The following is an 18,530-nucleotide window of genomic DNA, read 5'->3' as shown; positions in this document are numbered from 1 at the left end:
GCGCACGCACGTTACGCTGGCCGTCGTGTCTTCCACCACGCGCATCTCTGCCCGCATCTCCGCCATCGCCGAGTCCGCGACCCTCAAGGTCGATGCCAAGGCGAAAGCCCTCCAGGCCCAGGGCCGCCCGGTCGTGTCCTACGCCGCTGGGGAGCCCGACTTCGTCACTCCCGAGCACATTGTCGAGGCCGCCTCGGCCGCCGTACGTGATCCGCGGAACTATCGGTACACCCCGGCGGCGGGTCTCCCCGACCTGCGTGAGGCCATCGCCGAGAAGACGGCGCGCGACTCCGGTTGGGCGGTCGACGCCGCGCAGGTGGTCGTGACGAACGGCGGCAAACAGGCCGTCTACCAGGCGTTCCAGACCCTTCTCGATGACGGCGATGAAGTCCTCGTGCCGACGCCCTACTGGACCACCTATCCCGAGGCGATCAAGCTCGCAGGCGGCGTGCAGGTCGACGTTTTTGCCGGAGCCGACCAGGGCTACCTCGTCACCGTCGAGCAGCTCGAGGCGGCTCGCTCCGAGCGGACGAAGGTCCTTCTCTTCGTCTCCCCCTCCAATCCGACAGGAGCCGTCTACTCGCCCGAGCAGACGCGCGAGATCGGTGAGTGGGCCGACGCGCACGGGCTCTGGATCATCGCTGACGAGATCTACCAGAATCTCGTCTACTCCACTGGTGACCAGGACGACGCCGGTCCGCTGGAGCGCGCGACCTCGATCGTGGAGGCTGTCCCCTCCCTCCGCGACCGCACGATCCTCGTCAACGGCGTCGCCAAGACGTACGCGATGACCGGCTGGCGCGTGGGCTGGATGGTCGGACCGGCCGACGCGATCACGGGTGCCGCCAACCTGCAGTCGCACCTCTCGAGCAACGTGTCGAACATCTCGCAGCGCGCGGCGATTGCTGCCCTGACCGGTCCGCAGGAGCCGGCGGAGGAGATGCGCCTCGCCTTCGACCGCCGCCGCCGCACCATCGTGGCCGAACTCAGCGCGATCGACGGCATCGAGTGCCCGACCCCGGGCGGAGCGTTTTACGTCTACCCCGACGTGAAGGGGCTGCTGCACCGCGAATGGGGCGGCGTCACTCCGACGACCTCGCTCGAGCTCGCCGATCTGATCCTTGAGCAGGCCGACGTCGCGACGGTGCCCGGCGAGGCCTTCGGTCCGAGCGGATACCTTCGTCTCTCCTACGCCCTCGGCGACGACGCACTCCTTGACGGCGTCAAACGCCTCCAGCGGCTGTTCCGTTAAGCCGGTTCGCGGACGGATATCGCGGAACACTGTGTCTCGGCGGCGCGACAGGGCACGCTGGAACGATGAACGATGACCATGCGGTCCGCGTGCGCGACCTACGGAAGGACTACGGCGGTGCCCCAGCCGTCTCGGGTATCTCCTTCGACATCCACCGGGGCGAAACGTTCGCGCTGCTCGGGCCCAACGGCGCGGGCAAGTCGAGCACGATCGAGATCCTCGAGGGCTACCGCGACCGCTCCGGCGGCGAGGTCTCGGTCCTCGGAGTGGACCCACGGCACGGCGACCTGGCCTGGAAGGCGCGGCTCGGCATCGTGCTCCAGTCCAGCGGTGAGTCTGGCAACGCGACGGTCAGGGAGCAGATCGCGCACTTCGCGAGCCTGTACCCGCGTCCGCGCGACGTCGACGAGACTATTGATGCGGTCGGCCTGACGGCGAAGGCCCGCTCCCGCATCGGGCGGTTGTCAGGCGGCCAGCGCCGCCGTGTCGATGTCGCGCTCGGCATTATTGGCCGGCCGGAGCTGGTGTTCCTCGACGAGCCCACGACGGGTTTCGATCCGGAGGCGCGACATGGGTTCTGGGACCTGGTCGCGCTGCTGAAAAGCGAGGGCACGACCATCTTGCTCACGACGCACTACCTGGACGAAGCCGCTCACCTCGGTGACCGCGCCGCCGTCATCGCCAGCGGGCGACTCCTCGCAATCGGCCCGATGAGCGCCATCGGCGGCGACGAGGCACGCGTCCCGATCGTGCAGTGGCGGGAGGATGGCGCGCTCCGCCGTCTGCGCACGACTGAGCCCGCGCGGACTGTCGCCGACCTGCATACCCGACTCGGGGAGCCGGCAGCCCTCGAAGTGGTCCGGCCTAGCCTCGAGGACATCTACCTCGACCTCATCCGCGAGGATCGCGACGCCGTCGACCTGATCGGAGAGCCGGTATGACCGCCGTCGCCACTCGCCCCCGCGCGCTCCCCACCGGTCCGGGGAGAACGATCCGACTGGGCCTGTCCCGGGCTCGCTACGAGATCCGCTCCTACTTTCGGGCACCGGATCAGGTGTTCTTCACCTTCCTTTTCCCGGTGCTGCTGCTGACGATCTTCTCGGTCGCGTTCGGCGACAACGCCGTGATGCAGGCGAACCCGCAGGACCCGGGGATCCCGATGGCGGAGTATTACGTGCCGGGCTTGGCCGCGGCCGGCATCCTCCTGTCCGGAGTGCAGAACCTCGGCGTCGACATCGCCGTCGAGCGCAGCGACGGCACGCTCAAGCGCCTCGCGGGCACTCCGCTCCCTGTGTTCAGCTATTTCCTTGGAAAGTTCGGCCAGGTGCTGGTGACGAGCCTCGCGCAGACGGCGCTGCTCCTGATCGTGGCTGCCACGGTCTTCTCGGTCGAGCTGCCCAGCGATAGCGGCCGCTGGGCGACCTTCGCCTGGGTCTACCTCGCCGGAGTGGCGACGGCGGCGATCCTCGGCATTGCCGTCTCAGCGCTGCCCCGCTCCGGCAAGAGCGCGACGGCGGTGATCGTGCCGCCGCTGCTGGTGCTGCAATTCATCTCGGGCTCGTACCTGTCGTTCACCACGCTGCCCGACTGGCTGCAGAACACGGCGAGCGTGTTCCCGCTGAAGTGGATCGCCCAGGGGATGCGCGCCGTGTTCCTCCCCAGCGGCTTCGAGGAGGCGGAGGTCGGCGGCTCCTGGGATCTCAGCGGGATCGCGCTCGTGCTCGGTATCTGGCTGATCGTCGGCCTGATCGCGTGCCGCTTCGGTTTCCGCTGGATCCGCCGCGATAGCTGAGACCCTCGCGCGCACTCAGACGGACGTGCCGACGACCACGGGCTCAGGGTGCAGGAGCACGCCGAACTCGGCCAGGACCCGGCTCTGCACGAAGCGGGCGAGTTCGGCGACCTGCGCGGCCGTCGCCCCTCCGCGATTCGTGAGAGCGAGCGTGTGCTTGCTCGACACGGCCGCGCGCGAGCCGGGCAGCGCGAAACCACGGGCAACTCCGGCGTGCTCGATCAGCCAGGCTGCGCTGAGCTTGACCAGGTCTGCGCCGGGAGCGACAACGGGCCAGCGCGGCGCCTCGGAGGGCAGCGCCTCCGCGAACGCGGTGGTGACCAGGGGGTTGGTGAAGAAGGAGCCGGCGCTGGCGGTGTCGGGATCTGTCGGATCGAGCACCATGCCCTTTGCGGCCCGCAGCCGCAGCACTGTCTCGCGCACCTGCGCGAGCGAGACCCGCGCGCCGAGGGCAACCCCGAGCGCAGAAGCGAGCTGCGCGTAGGCGACGGGTGCGCCGATCTCGTCGGCTCCCGCCTCTTCGAGACCGAACTCGACGGCCAGCACGGCACCGCGACGACCCTGCTTGACGATCGAGGTGCGGTAGCCCAACTCGAGGTCGGCCGCGGTCAGCCGGACGGGCTCGCGCGTGCCCTCGTCGAGGAAGTCGACGGCGAGGAGCGTGTCGGAGAGTTCCTGCCCGTAGGCGCCAATGTTTTGCACCGGCGAGGCGCCGACCGTCCCCGGGATGCCGCTCAGAGCCTCGAGTCCGGCCCAGCCATGCTCGACGGTCGTCGCGACGAGGCCGTCCCATGACTCCCCCGCCTGCACTCGGAGCCGGACCTGGCCGGGCTTGTCGGACGGCAGCTGCTCGACGCCCGTGGTCCGCACCCGGACGACTGTCCCCTCGACGCCCTCGTCCCCCACGAGCAGGTTCGAGCCGCCGCCGAGCAGCAACCACGGCTCGTCCTCGGACCACACGCTCACCAGCGTCGCGACGAGTTCCGCCTCGGTGGCGGGTTCGAGGAGGCGTTCGGCCGGACCCCCGACGTGCAGGGTCGTGAGGGCGGAGAGGAGAGGCGCGGTCATCGGGAGGCGATCACGAGAGTCGGACCAGGGCCTGCGCCTTGCCGAGCACAGTCTGGCCTGCGACGGACACGGCAAGGTCGATGCGGACTGCGCCCTGGTCAGGGTCGAGCGCGCCGACCTTTGCGACGACCTCGATGGCGGCGCCGTCCTGGGCGTCGATGACGACCGGGCGCGTGAAGCGCACTTGGTAGTCGATGACGCGTCCCGGGTCGCCGACCCAGTCGACGACGACCTGCACGGCCGTGCCCATCGTGAGCATCCCGTGGGCGAGGACGCCGGGGAGGCCAACCTCGGCCGCGATGTCGTCGCGATAGTGGATGGGGTTGAAGTCTCCCGAGGCACCCGCATAGCGAACGAGAGTGCCCCGATCAATCGCGAACCGGTTCTCGGCGACGACCTGGCCAACACTCAGCTCAGCGAAGGCGGGAAGCGTTGCGCTCATTCGTCGCCCCTTACTACGAGGGTGGAGATCGCCGTGACGACATGCTCGCCGCGCGCGTCGACCATCCGCGACTCGGTGGTGACCATCGAGTGCGCGCCGAGCTTCTTAATGCTCGCGACCGACAGGGTTGCGGTCAGCTCGTCGCCGGCCACGACGGGGCGGCTGAGGCTGAAGCGCTGGTCGCCGTGCACGACTCGGCTGAAGTCGATGCCGCCGTCGGGCTCGGCGAGAAGCTGCGCGAGGGTGGACTCCTGCACGACGACGGAGAAGGTGGGCGGAGCGACGAGGTCGGGGTAACCGGCGGCGCGCGCAGCTTCGACGTCGTGATGGAGAGGAGAAGTCGCAGAGACGGCCCGCGCGAATTCGCGCACCTTTTCGCGTCCCACCTGATAGGGCTCCGTGGGCGCGAAGAGGCGCCCGACGAGTTCGGGATTCACTGACACTCGGCAATACTAGGCGCTGCCACGTGGCGTACTTTGGCGCATTCCGGCTCCATCGCGGCACGATCGGGCCATTCCGGTATGACCATCGAATATTACCCATCTGTATATGGCTGACCGGCAGCCCAACATCTTCGAAGCTGGCGGGCATGTCGACACCCACACCCGAGCGCGACTGGGCGACGTACGCCCGCGAGCTCGGCACGAATATGCACCGTGCCCGTATCGCCCTGGGCGCCAGCCAAGAGCGGATCGCCCATGCAGCGGGCCTCGCCGGCTACACGTACCAGAAGTTCGAGAAGGGCGAGTCGAAGCCGGGCTCGCCCGCGAACCCGACACTGCACACTCTGCTCGCGCTGTGCGAGGCGCTCCAGATCGACCTGATCGATCTTCTGCCGCCGAATCCGCCGCGCTCATCAGCGGGCCTCGAGTAGCCGCAGCACCACGTCGGCCGCACCGACGAGTCGCGCCGCCGAGCTGAGGTCGAGGTCGAGTTCGCCGATCCCGTCCGCCTCGAGGCGCAGGCGGTCCTCGCCGTGAGTTCCGGGACGGCACACCGAGAGGTGCACTGTCGCAGCGGAGGGTTCACTCTCGCCCGCCCACAGCACCACCGGGAGCGAGCGCGCCTGCGAGCGGTGTAGCCGCTGCCCGGCCGCCGCCGCTTCGTCATGCTCGCCCACGCACCACCGCGGGCACTCATTGTTTCTGTCGTCCTGTCGTCCGTCCACGTTTCGCACCAATCGTTCGAGGTGGCAAGCCCACCAGGCGGCACCGACATCGACGCCTCCCCCCGCCCGGATCCGGACCGGGCTGTGGACAGAAGCCGGTCTTTTTTCCGCTGTGGAGGAGCGCGGACAGAATCCCATACTCAGATGGTCGTCCTCGATGCGTGGCGCGAAGCGCGCAGAAACACAGGGGCAGCACGGTCCCGGACCCTGCGAGGATCAGGGAATGACCGTCCTGCGTGACCTCGGCCTCGGCGCTCGATTGTTCCTCCGCGGCTTTCGCACCTGGGGGCGCTCGCCGCGCGCGATGCTCCTCGGGGCGATCCCTCCGCTGATCGTCGGACTGGTCTTCGTCGGCGTGCTGGTCTTCGTGCTGACGCGCGTTCAGGACGTAGTGACCGCGCTCACGCCCTTCGCCGACGGCTGGGAGCAGGGCTGGGCCACCACCACGCGGCTCCTGCTTGCCGTCGCGGCGGTCGGAGCGATCGTCGCACTCGGCGTGGTTCTCTTCGCCGCGGTCACGCTGCTCGTCGGGGACCCCTTCTACGAGCGGATCTGGCGCCGCGTCGAGGACGGGCTCGGCGGTGTCCCGGACGAGCACGAGACTGGCTTCTGGCGCGGGCTTGGTCGAGGGCTCCGCGACTGTGCCGTGCTCGTCGCGACGTCGATCGGGGTCGGAGCGATCCTGGTGCTGCTGGGCCTCGTGCCCGTGATCGGATCGATCATCGGGCTCATCGCCGGCGCCCTCGTCGGCGGGCGGGCGCTCGCGCTCGAGCTGACCGGATTCGCGGGTGATGCTCGTGGGCTTTCGCTCGCGCAGCGGCGGCAACTCCTTGCCGAGCACCGGGCCGTCTCGCTCGGATTCGGGGTCGCCGTCTACCTCGCGTTCCTCATCCCGGGTGGCGCTGTCGTCGCCATGCCCGCGGCGACAGCGGGTGCGACGCTCCTGCTGCGCACCCTGCGAGGTGAACCGATCGACGCCGTGTGCGTCACCGCCTGATCTCCGCTTGGCCGCTCGCGAACGCGTCCCCTAGACTCCCTCCGTGCCCGCGTTGATCCCAAGCCCCTGGTGGACCGCCTCCTAGGCGGACCGACGCGCGCAGACCCTCGCACTCGACCGCCTCCTCCGGGCGGTCGTTCTGCATGTCAGGGCCCGGGTGGGGCACGACCCTCAAGGACCACGATGACCTCGCTCCTCTCCCGCATCCTCGCCTCCGACGGCTCGCTGCCGTTCGCGGTCGTCCTTCGCCAGGGGCGCCCCGACGTCGACGTCTTCACCGGTGACGTCCTCGACGTGGAGGGTTTGGCCGATATCCCGCTCGACGGCGACGACGTGCTGACCCTGGTGCCCTATCGCCAGGTGCGGGAGCGCGGCTTTGCGGCGAAGGACGACGGGGCACCGCTGCGCAACCTCGTCGTCCGCGAACGCGAGAGCGTGCCGCTGGAGGAAGTGCTGCGCCTTCTGCCCGAACGCGAGATCCCGGTGCAGGAGCGCGGCTTCGATGTCCCGGACGACGAGTACGCCGACATCGTCCGCCGAGTGATCGACAAAGAGATCGGGAGCGGGCAGGGCGCCAACTTCGTCATCAGCCGCGCCTTCGTCGCGCAGACCGACGCTCCTGCGGTGGCAGCGGTGCTCGCCTGGTTTCGCCGGCTGCTGACCGACGAGTCGGGCGCCTATTGGACCTTCGCCATCCACACCCCCGGCGCTAACGGCTCCCCCACCGTCACGGCGGTCGGGGCGACGCCCGAGCGACACGTCTCGGTGCGCGACGGCGTCGCGATGATGAACCCCATCAGTGGTACGTTCCGCCACCCCAGCGCCGGTCCGACCGGCGAGGAGGTACTCGCGTTCCTCGCGGATGTGAAGGAGAGCGAAGAACTCTTCATGGTGGTGGACGAGGAGATGAAGATGATGAGCGCGGTCTGCCCCGCCGGAGGCCGCATCCTCGGCCCGTTCCTCAAGCAGATGTCGCGGCTCAGCCACACGGAGTACCTGCTCGAGGGATACACCGACCTCGACGTCCGGGAGGTTCTGCGCCTTACGATGTTCGCGCCGACCGTCACCGGCTCACCGATGGAGAACGCCTGCGCTGTGATCGCAGAGTACGAAAAGGAGCCACGCGGCTACTACTCCGGCGTGCTCGCGCTCTTCGAGCCGAAGGAGAGCGGATACACGCTCGACGCGCCCATCCTCATCCGCACCGCCTACCTCCGTTCCGACGGGCGTCTCACCGTGCCGGCGGGCGCGACGCTCGTGCGCCACTCCACCCCAGAGGGCGAGGTCGCCGAGACGCGTGCCAAGGCGTCCGGCGTGCTCTCGGCCCTGGGTCTGCTGCCGCACCGCGACGTGCCGCCCACGATCGACCTCAACTCGCAGCCCGGCGTGCAGGAGGCGCTCGAAGCGCGCAATGAGCGGCTCGCGTCGTTCTGGCTGCGACCGCAGGCGCGCGACCACATCATCGGACTGGCCGGACACACTGCGCTCATCATCGACAACGAGGACCAGTTCACGACGATGCTCGCGCATCAACTGCGCCACCTCGGTATGGACGCCCGGGTCGAACGCTGGTCCGAGGTCGACGACGTGCTGAGCGATGACCTCGTCGTTTTCGGCCCCGGCCCCGGCGACCCGCGTGACCACTCCGAGCCGCGAATCGCGCGCCTGCGCGAGCTGATGACTGCGCGTCTCGACTCGAAGCGCCCGCTGCTAGCGGTGTGCCTGAGCCATCAGATGCTGTCGCTGCTGGCCGGCCTGACGGTCGAGCCGCTGCCCGCTCCGCGCCAGGGCGTCCGACTGGCCGTTGACGTGTTCGGCGAGGATGCGGCGATCGGTTTCTACAACACCTTCTCCGCACTCGCCCTGGGCGTCGAGCGCACGCCGAAGCTCGGACTCGAAGTCTCGGCCGATGCAGAGACGGGAGTGGTGAACGCCCTGCGCGGCGAGCACGTCGCGTCAGTGCAGGGGCACCTGGAGTCGGTGCTCTCCTCCGATGGCCTGCGCACTCTGGAGCGGCTGGTCCGCACCGCGACCGCGCAGCCCAGCCGCGCGTGAGCGGCGTGCGGCTGATCGCCTCCGCCGCCTACCCGGTCGAGCTGCAGGAGGCGGTGGCCGCCAGTGTCCGTGCGGCGGCCGAGGCGGCCCGCAGTTGGTACGGGCGCGGCGACAAGCTCGCGGCCGACGCCGCCTCGGTTGCCGCCATGCGCGCAGTGCTCGCCGAGGCACCGTTCGCAGGGGTCGTGGTGATCGGTGAGGGCGAGAAGGATGACGCTCCCATGCTCGCGAACGGCGAGCGACTGGGCAGCGCCGCCGCTCCCTCCTGCGATGTGGCGGTCGATCCGCTCGATGGCACTCGGCTCACGGCAGAGGGCCTCCCTGGCTCGGTGAGCGTCATCGCGCTCGCGCCGCGCGGCACGATGTTCGACCCGCGGGACGTCTTCTACATGGACAAGCTGATCTGCTCCGGAGCCGGGCGCGGCGCCGTCTCGCTCGATCTCGATCCAGGGGAGAATGCTTCTCGCCTGGCCGCCGCGCTGGGCAAGCCCGTGGGCGACCTGGTCGTGGTGGTGCTCGACAAACCGCGGCATGTGGGGCTGATCGCGACGCTCCGGGAGGCGGGGGTCGCGCTTGAGCTGCGCGGCGAGGGCGACGTGTCGGTCGCGATCGAGGCGGCGGACTCCGCCGGCCGCGTCGACCTGGTGCTCGGAGTCGGCGGGACTCCAGAGGGCGTGGTCGCTGCGTGCGCCGTCCGCGCCCTCGGCGGGGTCATGGAGGGGCGCCTGGCCCCGCAGTCGGTGGGCGAGCGAACCGCCGCCCTGGCCGCGGGCCACGATCTCGACCGCCTGCTCACCCTCGACGACCTCGTCGCCTCCGACGCTGTCCTCTTCGCGGGCTGCCCCGTCTGACCCTCCGCCGACCCTCGCGAGGTGACGGATGTCATGGGCGGGTGGTGACGGAGGGCCGGGGTGTGTGAGCGCGTGCGCGGACAGGCTGGGGGCATGACCTCGACCCTGCTCGCCGTCCAGGCGACCGCCCTCACCAAGAACTTCGGCTCCGTCGCCGCCGTCGCCGGCGTGGACCTCACCGTCCGACCCGGCGAGATCGTCGCGTTCCTCGGACCCAACGGGGCGGGCAAGACGACGACCATCGATATGCTCCTGGGCCTCTCGACACCGGACACCGGCGAGGTGCGCGTCTTCGGGCGTCCGCCGCGCACCGCCATTGCGCACGGACTGGTCTCGGCCGTCTTGCAGACCGGGGGCCTGATCAAGGACCTCACCGTGCGCGAGACCCTCGAACTCACTGCGAGCCTGTTCGCCGACCCCCGGCCCATCGCGGAGGCCCTGGACCGGGCCGGCATCGGCGAGCTCGCCTCCCGGCGGGTCGGCCTGTGTTCGGGTGGCCAGCAGCAGCGCCTTCGCTTCGCGATGGCGCTGCTCCCGGACCCGGGCCTGCTCCTGCTCGATGAGCCGACGACCGGCATGGACGTCGAGGGCCGCCGCGCGTTCTGGGGCGCCATCCGCGCCGACGCCGCCCGCGGCCGCACGGTCCTGTTCGCGACGCACTACCTCGAGGAGGCCGACGAGTATGCCGACCGGATCATCCTGATGAGCCGGGGCCGCATCGTCGCCGACGGCACGACCAGCAGCATCAAGAACCTCATCTCGGGGCGGATCGTCCGCGCCACTCTCCCCGACGCCGACCTTGCGGCACTCGCCGCCCTCCCCCGAGTCTCGAGCGTCGATGCGCAGGGTGACCGGATCGCGGTGCACACCGACGACTCCGACACACTCGCCCGGCATCTGCTCACCCGGACCGAGGCTCGCGACGTCGAGGTCACCGCGCAGACCCTCGAGAACGTCTTCCTCGCCCTCACCTCCGAAGGAGCCTGGGCATGACCGCCACGCCCCCCGCCGCCGCCGACCATGTCCGCCTCGACCGCCGCTCCCCTGCGCTGGGCGGCTTCACCGGCACGTATCTCCGCATCGAGATCCTGCGACGGCTGCGCAACCGGCGCACCCTGTTCTTCACCCTGCTCTTCCCGGTACTGATGTTCTTCATCGTCGGCTACACCCGCCTGGACGAACCGCTCACCGCGACTCCGGTCGCGGCCGGGGGCGTCTCGGTGGCGGCGTTCATCCTGGTGTCGATGGCAATGTACGGAGCGATGATGTCGGCCACGCAGACGGGCGCCGCGGTCGCCGTCGAGCGCGCCCAGGGCTGGAGCCGGCAACTGCGGCTCACTCCGCTGAACCCGGTCGTGAACGTGCTGATCAAGATGATCGCCGGGATGGCGCTCGGTCTGCTCGCCGTCGCCGCGACCTACGTGGTGGGCGCGTTCAGCGGCATTGAACTCTCGGCCGCGCAGTGGGTGGCGACCGGAGTGACAGGCTGGCTGCTCGCGAGCGCCATCTTCACCACGCTGGGACTCATGGTGGGCTATCTGGTGCCCGGCGAAAATGCGGCGCAGATCATCAGCCTCGTAATCGTGATGCTCGCGTTCCTCGGCGGACTCTTCTACCCGGTGAACACCATGCCAGAGTTCATGCAGAGCATCGCCGCCTTCACTCCGGTGTACGGCATCGCCGAACTCGCCCGCGCCCCACTGACGGGCGAAGGCTTCAACCTTGGCGCCCTCGTGAACGCGCTGGTCTGGCTGGGCATCTTCCTCACGGGGACGGTCGTCTTCTTCCGCCGCGACACGAAGCGGGTCTGACAGATGCGCGAAGCCCCGGTCTTCCCGCCCCTAAGGTGAGCGCGTGAGCAGCACGAGCACAAGGCAGCACGGCGAGCATGGCATGTTCTGGACGCCGCTCGCACGGCGCTGGTACATCGGCGCCGTCCTCTCGCTTTTTTGGGTCTACATGACACTCCCCTCGGTTCTTGCATTCCCCGAGTGGCCGGGGCGGGTCGCCGGCGTCGCCCTGATCGCGGGCTTCAGCATCGCCTTCCTCGTTGCGCCGCCGATCGCATGGACGGTGGCGCCCCGCGGCCGGGCGCTGATCTGCGCGGGGATGCTCGCCCTCTCGCTCACACTCCTCCCCTGGCTAGGCCGTGACGTGACAGGTCTCTGGACCTACGTAGGCGTGGTCGTGGGAATGTGCCTGTTCTCGTGGTGGCTGACGCTGGGCATCATCGGAGCGCTGGCGCTGGTGGCACTCGCCCTCCGCTGTGACGGCAGCGCCGGAACCGAAGGCACCGTCGTCGTGCCCGTCATCATCTTCTCGATCTCGCTGATGATGGCCACCTTCGCCCGCACCATCGCCACCGTCGACCAGCTCCGCACGACCCGCGCCGAACTCGAGGTGCTGACGGCCGAGCGCGAGCGGAGCCGCGTCGCCCGTGATATCCACGACATCCTGGGGCACTCTCTCACGGTGATCGCGGTGAAATCGGAGCTGGCGGGACACCTCCTTGCCGCCGACCCTGCTCGTGCGCGGGCCGAGATCGCTGATGTGGAGTCCCTCGCGCGCGGCGCCCTCGCCGACGTCCGCGCCACCGTCTCGGGGTTCCGCGCGACAACCGCAAGCGGCGCGCTGGCCGCTGCCCGGGATGCCCTGAGCGCCGCGGGGATCTCGGCCGATCTGCCCGCGTCCACCGACGCCGTCCTTCCCCAACACCACGAGCTGGCGGGCTGGGTGATTCGCGAGGGGGTGACCAATGTTCTCCGCCATTCCGCCGCCTCGCACTGCCGCATCCGTCTCACGCCCTGCGAAGTCGACATCGCCGACGATGGCGTGGGCCTGCAGGAGGGGACGGCGAACTCGACCGGGCTGGCCGGGCTCCGCGAGCGGGTCGAGGCGGCGGGCGGGCATCTGTCGGTCGGCATGAGCGAGCTCGGTGGGTTCCGTCTGGCCGCGACGCTGCCCCGCGGCGTGCGATGAGCGCGGCGCCGCTGCGCCTCCTGATCGCCGACGACCAGGCGCTGGTACGGGGCGCGCTCGCCGCGCTGCTCTCGCTCGAGCGCGACATCGACGTGGTCGCTGAGGTGGGCCGCGGCGACGAGGTGGTCGCGGCTGCACTCGCCTCGGCGCCTGACGTCGCGCTCCTGGACATCGAGATGCCAGGCCTCGACGGGATCGCGGCAGCGGTTCTCCTCCGGGAGGCGCTGCCCTCCTGCCGCGTGCTGATCGTGACGACCTTCGGCCGGCCCGGCTACCTCACCCGAGCGATGCAGGCCGGCGCCTCGGGCTTCGTCGTGAAGGACACCCCCTCGGCTCAACTCGCCGACGCGGTGCGGCGGGTCGGGCAGGGGCTGCGCGTCGTCGATCCGACCCTCGCCGCGGAGTCACTGGCGCAAGGCGGCACACCGCTCACTGAACGCGAGACCGACGTCCTCGCTGCCATGCGCACTGGCGGATCGGTCGCTGACCTCGCGCGGATGCTGCACCTTTCGCAAGGGACGGTGCGGAACCACCTTTCGGCCGTCATCGGCAAGACCGGGGGCCGCAACCGGGCGGACGCGCTGCGCATCGCGGAGCGGAATGGGTGGCTGTGAGGAGCCGGCTCTAAGTCCCAGCTCAGGGCCGATAAGAGCCGTAGCGCACCGCATGAACCGGTGGGCTTCAACTCCACCGGAAGTGGAACATAATTCAGGCTCGTACCGAATCCCCCAACTTTACTGGCGGCCGCAACTACAACTGCTTATATGATCGGGACGCGGATAGTTCGAGACCTCACCGTTAGCCCGGCAGGGCGTTAATAAGATCGAATTTTTTAGTTAGTTGCCTGACGTCTACTGAGCCAAGCTACATTGAGACCTATTCCAGACAACTTTTCCAGAAATCGGTAATTTTCAACTATCAGTAAGGAGTGGGTGCTCTGGCGCTTCACGATGCCTAAGTTCACGATAAGTGACATTGACGCGCCGAATATAAAGCACAGTGACGATAACGCCAGGCCAAGCAGCGAGAACCGCGGCAAAGACAAGGAGGTCATAGAGGGCGCTGATGATCTGATCCATAACTACGTTATCGGCAAATGCGCCAAGCGGGCCAACCAGCGGCCAACTTGCTTGCAACAGAAGGATAGATGCGATCCACGTGATTAGCCCCCACCAGCGGAAACCTTTCCGCTTCACTACCCAACCGGCGCTGGCGATCGCGCGATACTTCTGAATCCACTCGATGGCCGAGACAAAGCCCGATGCCATCCCGACCAGGCCGACCGCTGACATGCCGTAAAGCAAAAGCGGATTCAGGTATGGTACATGCATACCGAAAACAGTATCGAGAGTGAACAGCACGTAACACGCGCTGATTAATACGAGCAACAGCAAACAAGCAACGGTCAAAATCCGGTCGCTGAGCACCACAGTTCGAGCCCGAATCCAGGTCCAGAGGTTTCGGATGACGTAGCCTAGAAGGACAAGCGTCATCAGACTACCAACGAAAGTAGTTGCTTGCTTCCCGAGATCGATGTTCAACATAGCGAGGGTTGCACTTTGCTGCCAGTGACTCAACTTTCCTGAAAAGTTGAGGTAACACATAGTGCCGGCGAATGTTAGCATGAAGATGCCGACACCAATTCCCTTTGCTGTCCACTGCCGGACTTCGCCGAAGCTGGTGACCAGGAAAAGTGCGAACAGCTCAAAAGTTGCGGTCGCCATTACTGCCAGAGTGACCAGGAGTACTGCGTTGGAGACAATGGCTTCCCAATCGGTCGCCGCCGCCTTATCCGAGCCAACGAGACTAAATCCTGCCACAAGGATGCCGAGAAAAATGCCACCTATTGTCGCACCAACGAGGTGTTTCCCGTGAATCTTGACGAGATACGGAATGGTTCGCGGCAGAAACCAGGCCAAACCATTGAGCGCGAAATGGAAAGCATTTACGCCTCTGAGAAAAGACCAGAGGTGGCTCGCAACCGTGAGGCTCGAGACATTTGCAACCAGACTCACCTGCCGCCGGAGGGCGGTCGTTGCCAGCCGGTCTCGCCTCCTCTCGAGCCGCTTTGCAAGCACTGACCGGTCCGCGGCATCAGTCATGATCGCGACGGCATCGAGAATTACCCGATCGGACTCGCTCTCCTCCGGCTTGGGCTTCGGCCCCAGGAGTCGCTGGGCAGCGAGGTGATCAGCCTGCGACACGGTACGGACCTGCTGATAGCGCCGGGCTATTTCAATCTCGCCTGCCGCATAAAGCTTCTCACTCCATCGCGACGGCCACACGGACACAGCACCAATTACCAAAGTCAGAGTCAGAAAGAACACGGCCAGCGTGAAGACGGGCCACAATAACCACGAGAAGAAATCCATGCCGCGTACATTAGCGCGGAGCACAGACGGTCCCGCATGCGTACTCTGCAAGCTTCACCCTAGTCACATGCCAGGTCTCTCAGCCTGGTGGAGTGACTTAGGCGAGGCGATCTTCGAGCAGCCCGTAATCACACTTCGACCAGCCGAGGGACTTAGGCGGGCAGATAATCGCAGACGCGGGAGCAGGTCCGGTGCCGGAACCTCGGGTCGCTCGCCGGCCCGGAGCTGCCGACCATGACGATTCAGCGTCTGCGGCACACGATAGCCAGGCTCAATAATATGATTCGCGATTTTCGCGTCAAGTGTCCATGGCTATGAATTAACGTGCGCGTCTCTCAGTTGCCGAGGGGTGCGCAAGTCGTGATGAACGAGATATATTCCGTGAGACGCGAGCTTGCGGCCGAAATATCGGTGGCGGACATCGAATGCTGGCTCGCGTTGCCGCTACATTCCGTTGCGAATCTCCACAGACGCCGGTGCGCCAGTGAGGGGTTACGTGCATTTCTCACCTGGATTGCCCAACGCCCGAAGTTATTCGACGCGAAGTATCGATGTCACTGCACGAACGCACTCGTGTCGATCCAGCGCAGCGACGGTACTTCGGAGCTTGCGTTCCGGTGCCGAGTGAATTCCGATGAGAAGGCTCGCGATGTGATCACGATCTGCTCTGGTCTCTCGTTCTCGCGGTGAGGTTTGAGCGAGGGTCTCCACCGAGACGTCGTTATCCGCCAACGCTGCCGCGACTCTCGCCAGCACGTCGGAGCGATCGACGACGGTGAGAGCAACCTGATAGCGAGTGAAGACATCTCCCATCGGCACCATCGGAAGAGCGCCGACAACGACCGGCGTCATGCCGGGACCACCCGCGACACGCCGACGGGCCGCGGAGACGAGATCACCAAGGATCGTCGACGCCCGCCCGCGCCGGCACCGTAGAACATCAGGTCTCCCGCGGCTTCTGCCTCGACGAATACCGCGTTGCAGGCGCCGCGGACCATCGCGAGCCGACGGTCAGGACTGATCAGCGCCAGGTAGACGCGCGCACTAACCCCGACTGGTTCTCCGCCCGGACCGAAGAGTCGTTCGCGAATCGTCAGGAGCTTGATGACCAGGCCGTTCAGTCGCGCCGACTCGATCTGCTTCCGAGTGATCCCCGTAATCCCCTCCCGGTATATAGGCTCGAGCGGCACATCCTGGTGGAAGGCAAGCCGGGAGAGGATCGCTGCCTTGTTCGCGGCGCCCAGACCCTCGATGTCGGCGATTGGATCTGTTTCGGCGTTGCCGGCGGCCGTTGCCGGCGCAAGAGCCTCGGCGAAGCTCTCGCCGTGAGCGTCCATCCGGTCGAGGATGAAATTGGTGGTGCCGTTCACGATCCCAAGCACGCGCGTGACCCGGTCTGCCGCGAGGGATTGGCTCAGCGGGCGCACGATGGGAATCGCTGTGGCCACGGCGGCCACGTAGTGGATTTCGGCTCCGACCCGCTCGGATTGGGCGAAGAGTTCCGCGCCGTGGGCGGCGAGCAGCGCCTTGTTCGCCGTGATGACATCCGATCCGGAGCTGAGTGCTAGTTCGATCAGACTCTTCGCCGGATCGATGCCGCCGATCACTTCGATCACGAGGTCGGCGCCGACGATCAACTGCTCGAAATCGGACGTCAGCAGTGCGGACGGGATGTCCGGATACTTGGACGGATCCGACGTGCGCACGCCAACACCGACCAGTTCAACGTCGACGCCTACCCGATCTCCGAGTTCTCGATGGTGCTCAAGCAGCAACCGAGCGACCTGGCTGCCAACCGCGCCAGCGCCGAGCAGCGCAACACGCAGTCCGCTCATGCTGCGACGCCGTTCGGGACTGCGGCGAAAACGGTCCGAGCCGCGGAGGGCAGATCAGCATTCGGTAGGCGCGCGCGGGTAGGAGACGCTGGATGATCAGCCACGGTGAGACCTTGAAGATTAGGGGAGTGAGTCACTGCTAGGCGAGCGGATCCGGATTGACCCCTGAAGCCATCGGTTTCAGTGCAGCCCCTGGCAAAATATTGGGGTGAGCGATCGTCACCCTAGTACATCCACCATCGTAAGAAGCGAACTCGGCAAAGCGGACGCACGCGCAGGGGTCCGATGCGCGCGACGCAGAACACCTCGCCGTTCTCGGCAGCGTGCGCCGACGTCTCAAGGAGGACAACCGGTACAGCACGAGTGATCGTTGCAACCTGCTTGTACGCAGAAACGGCACCTGACTCGACCGGTCAGGCGCCATTTCGTTAGATGTAGCGGGAGCGGGACTTGAACCCGCGACACCACGATTATGAGCCGTGTGCTCTAACCACCTGAGCTACCCCGCCGCGCGTTACCCACAGGCTCGACCTGCGGGGAACGGAGCCCCCTGTGGGAATCGGACCCACTACCTCTTCCTTACCAAGGAAGTGCTCTACCAATGAGCTAAGGGGGCGCACCCGCGGGTCGAACGGCCCCGATCGGGGCGTGCCCGCGATTTGGCACCGTTAGATGCTAGCACCCTGCCGAAGAGCCGGAGACCGGGAGTCTTCACGGTTCAGCGGGTAGTCGGCGTAGGCGAAGCGCGTCGAGTCTGGCGACCAACCCGCGACGTTGATCGTGCCCTGCCCGCCGTACAGCCGCTGCACGACTCGTCCGGGTTCGCGGGTCGCCCGCCCCGTGAGATCGAGCAGCCGCAGCTCGACGTCGACGTTCTCGGGATGCCCGATCGTCCCCGCGGGATAGGCCAGATAGAGGAGGTGCGCGCCGTCCGGCGACTCGTGCGGGAACCAGTCGACAGTCTCGGACTCGACCAGCCGCGAAAGCCCGGAGCCGTCAAGGCCCATCCGAAACAGTTGCGCTCCCCCACCGCCGCGTTCCGAGTTGAACACGAGCCCATCGGCCGAGACGTCGACCCCGTCGTCGGCGAAGGCGTCGTCGGTCAGCGCGGTGAGGTCGCCTCCCTCGGCCGGCATCGTGTACACGTTCGTCCGCCAGCGCCCGGAGTCGACGCCGCCGCCGATCAGCGCGAGCAGCGTGCCGTCGGGCGAGACGCCGTGCAGATAGTGCTTGAAGCCCTCGCGCACCTCGGTGAGCCGTCGGGCGGGAGCGGAGCCGTCGAGCGCGACTGCATAGAGGTGCCCGTCCCGCGCAGAGACGTACGCCGTGCCGCCGGAGGGAGCCAGCACGTGATCGTTGTTGAGTTCGGCCGGCACGCCGTCGAGGGGAATCGGCTCAAGCGCCGCCGGCCCGTCGAGCGGGAGGCGAAACAGCCGGCCGTCGCCGTTGACCACGAGCGCTGTCCCGTCCGGAGTCCAGTTCGGCGCCTCGACGAGCACTGAGTCGGATTCGAAGACGGTGGTCGCGATTCCGGTGGCGAGATCGTGGATGCGGAGGCGGCAGAGCTGAGCGGGCAGAAGGGAGCGGGCCATATCCCCACGCTAGAGGTCATCGCTCAGGGAGTCGCGAGCGTCAAGCCTCTCCACACTCAGGTTGGGCAGGAAACGCCTCCGGTATCCTTGGCGGACGAATGCGCTGGGTACACGTTGAGAGGAACAT

The 18,530-nt window shown here is 67.3% G+C and carries 17 protein-coding genes, 2 tRNA genes and 1 pseudogene; 11 read left to right on the top strand and 9 right to left on the bottom strand.

The genetic code is table 11. The features are described from left to right. Positions 1 to 25: 25 nt before the first annotated feature. The 3 genes from B0H03_RS01355 to B0H03_RS01345 all read left to right on the top strand — a co-directional run bounded on the left by B0H03_RS01355 (position 26) and on the right by B0H03_RS01345 (position 3,044). Positions 26 to 1,252, top strand: coding sequence for a pyridoxal phosphate-dependent aminotransferase (locus tag B0H03_RS01355; protein WP_160487199.1), 1,227 nt, complete (start codon positions 26 to 28; stop codon positions 1,250 to 1,252). 65 nt (positions 1,253 to 1,317) lie between these two features. Beyond that, positions 1,318 to 2,193: an ABC transporter ATP-binding protein gene (locus B0H03_RS01350; RefSeq protein WP_104266341.1), complete on the top strand. Its 876-nt coding sequence runs from the start codon at positions 1,318 to 1,320 to the stop codon at positions 2,191 to 2,193. After that, positions 2,190 to 3,044 (top strand): ABC transporter permease, encoded by an 855-nt coding sequence (locus B0H03_RS01345; RefSeq protein WP_104266340.1) that lies wholly within the window; start codon positions 2,190 to 2,192, stop codon positions 3,042 to 3,044. Before B0H03_RS01350 ends, B0H03_RS01345 begins: the two co-directional genes overlap by 4 nt. A 15-nt stretch (positions 3,045 to 3,059) precedes the next feature. Here the strand turns inward: B0H03_RS01345 and B0H03_RS01340 are convergent, their stop codons facing one another. From B0H03_RS01340 to B0H03_RS01330, 3 genes are read right to left on the bottom strand one after another with little or no spacing between them, the layout of a single operon-like run. After that, complete coding sequence (locus tag B0H03_RS01340; protein WP_104266339.1) at positions 3,060 to 4,112, bottom strand: UDP-N-acetylmuramate dehydrogenase; 1,053 nt, start codon at positions 4,110 to 4,112, stop codon at positions 3,060 to 3,062. 10 nt (positions 4,113 to 4,122) lie between these two features. Next, positions 4,123 to 4,554 carry a MaoC family dehydratase gene (locus tag B0H03_RS01335; RefSeq protein ID WP_104266338.1) on the bottom strand — a complete coding sequence of 144 codons (432 nt, stop codon included), beginning with the start codon at positions 4,552 to 4,554 and terminating at the stop codon, positions 4,123 to 4,125. Beyond that, positions 4,551 to 4,997, bottom strand: a complete 447-nt coding sequence (locus B0H03_RS01330; RefSeq protein WP_104266337.1) for a MaoC family dehydratase N-terminal domain-containing protein — start codon at positions 4,995 to 4,997, stop codon at positions 4,551 to 4,553. The genes B0H03_RS01335 and B0H03_RS01330 overlap by 4 nt, the downstream gene beginning before the upstream one ends. 146 nt (positions 4,998 to 5,143) lie before the next feature. Between B0H03_RS01330 and B0H03_RS01325 the strand changes: the two genes are divergently transcribed. Further along, positions 5,144 to 5,428, top strand: a complete 285-nt coding sequence (locus B0H03_RS01325; RefSeq protein ID WP_104266336.1) for a helix-turn-helix domain-containing protein — start codon at positions 5,144 to 5,146, stop codon at positions 5,426 to 5,428. On the opposite strand, the gene B0H03_RS01320 is transcribed toward B0H03_RS01325, so the two are convergent. Further along, the gene (locus tag B0H03_RS01320) at positions 5,411 to 5,674 is read right to left on the bottom strand and encodes a hypothetical protein (protein ID WP_104266335.1); all 264 of its coding nucleotides are present in this window, start codon (positions 5,672 to 5,674) and stop codon (positions 5,411 to 5,413) included. The genes B0H03_RS01325 and B0H03_RS01320 overlap by 18 nt on opposite strands. Before the next feature lie 271 nt (positions 5,675 to 5,945). Here B0H03_RS01320 and B0H03_RS01315 point away from each other — a divergent pair, with 271 nt between their 5' ends. From B0H03_RS01315 to B0H03_RS01285, 7 genes are all read left to right on the top strand, one after another. Continuing rightward, the gene (locus tag B0H03_RS01315; RefSeq protein ID WP_160487198.1) at positions 5,946 to 6,719 is read left to right on the top strand and encodes an EI24 domain-containing protein; all 774 of its coding nucleotides are present in this window, start codon (positions 5,946 to 5,948) and stop codon (positions 6,717 to 6,719) included. Between the two features lie 183 nt (positions 6,720 to 6,902). After that, complete coding sequence (locus B0H03_RS01310) at positions 6,903 to 8,774, top strand: chorismate-binding protein (protein WP_104266333.1); 1,872 nt, start codon at positions 6,903 to 6,905, stop codon at positions 8,772 to 8,774. Beyond that, on the top strand, positions 8,771 to 9,625 hold the full coding sequence (locus B0H03_RS01305) for a fructose-bisphosphatase class II (protein ID WP_104266332.1): 855 nt from the start codon (positions 8,771 to 8,773) through the stop codon (positions 9,623 to 9,625). The genes B0H03_RS01310 and B0H03_RS01305 overlap by 4 nt, the downstream gene beginning before the upstream one ends. Positions 9,626 to 9,718: 93 nt before the next feature. After that, entirely contained in the window at positions 9,719 to 10,618 is a 900-nt protein-coding gene (locus B0H03_RS01300) for an ABC transporter ATP-binding protein (protein ID WP_104354414.1), read from the top strand. Further along, on the top strand, positions 10,615 to 11,436 hold the full coding sequence (locus B0H03_RS01295; RefSeq protein WP_104354413.1) for an ABC transporter permease: 822 nt from the start codon (positions 10,615 to 10,617) through the stop codon (positions 11,434 to 11,436). The genes B0H03_RS01300 and B0H03_RS01295 overlap by 4 nt, the downstream gene beginning before the upstream one ends. Before the next feature lie 43 nt (positions 11,437 to 11,479). Then, positions 11,480 to 12,604: a sensor histidine kinase gene (locus B0H03_RS01290; RefSeq protein ID WP_241560478.1), complete on the top strand. Its 1,125-nt coding sequence runs from the start codon at positions 11,480 to 11,482 to the stop codon at positions 12,602 to 12,604. Beyond that, positions 12,601 to 13,218: a response regulator transcription factor gene (locus B0H03_RS01285; protein WP_104354411.1), complete on the top strand. Its 618-nt coding sequence runs from the start codon at positions 12,601 to 12,603 to the stop codon at positions 13,216 to 13,218. Before B0H03_RS01290 ends, B0H03_RS01285 begins: the two co-directional genes overlap by 4 nt. Positions 13,219 to 13,515: 297 nt before the next feature. Here the strand turns inward: B0H03_RS01285 and B0H03_RS01280 are convergent, their stop codons facing one another. The 5 genes and pseudogenes from B0H03_RS01280 to B0H03_RS01260 all read right to left on the bottom strand — a co-directional run bounded on the left by B0H03_RS01280 (position 13,516) and on the right by B0H03_RS01260 (position 18,403). Beyond that, on the bottom strand, positions 13,516 to 14,976 hold the full coding sequence (locus B0H03_RS01280) for a hypothetical protein (protein WP_104354410.1): 1,461 nt from the start codon (positions 14,974 to 14,976) through the stop codon (positions 13,516 to 13,518). Positions 14,977 to 15,507: 531 nt separating this feature from the next. Continuing rightward, positions 15,508 to 16,811: pseudogene (locus B0H03_RS01275) on the bottom strand (homoserine dehydrogenase). A gap of 435 nt (positions 16,812 to 17,246) precedes the next feature. After that, positions 17,247 to 17,320, bottom strand: a tRNA-Met gene (locus B0H03_RS01270). Positions 17,321 to 17,355: 35 nt separating this feature from the next. Beyond that, positions 17,356 to 17,427: transfer RNA gene (locus B0H03_RS01265), tRNA-Thr, on the bottom strand. Positions 17,428 to 17,479: 52 nt separating this feature from the next. Beyond that, the gene (locus B0H03_RS01260; protein WP_104354409.1) at positions 17,480 to 18,403 is read right to left on the bottom strand and encodes a TolB family protein; all 924 of its coding nucleotides are present in this window, start codon (positions 18,401 to 18,403) and stop codon (positions 17,480 to 17,482) included. Positions 18,404 to 18,530: the final 127 nt, after the last annotated feature.

Origin of the sequence: Rathayibacter iranicus NCPPB 2253 = VKM Ac-1602 (assembly GCF_003149025.1) — a bacterium.
Lineage (GTDB): Bacteria > Actinomycetota > Actinomycetes > Actinomycetales > Microbacteriaceae > Rathayibacter > Rathayibacter iranicus.
The sequence above is the reverse complement of the archived record's forward strand: the minus strand, read 5'-3'. Positions and strand labels throughout refer to the sequence as shown.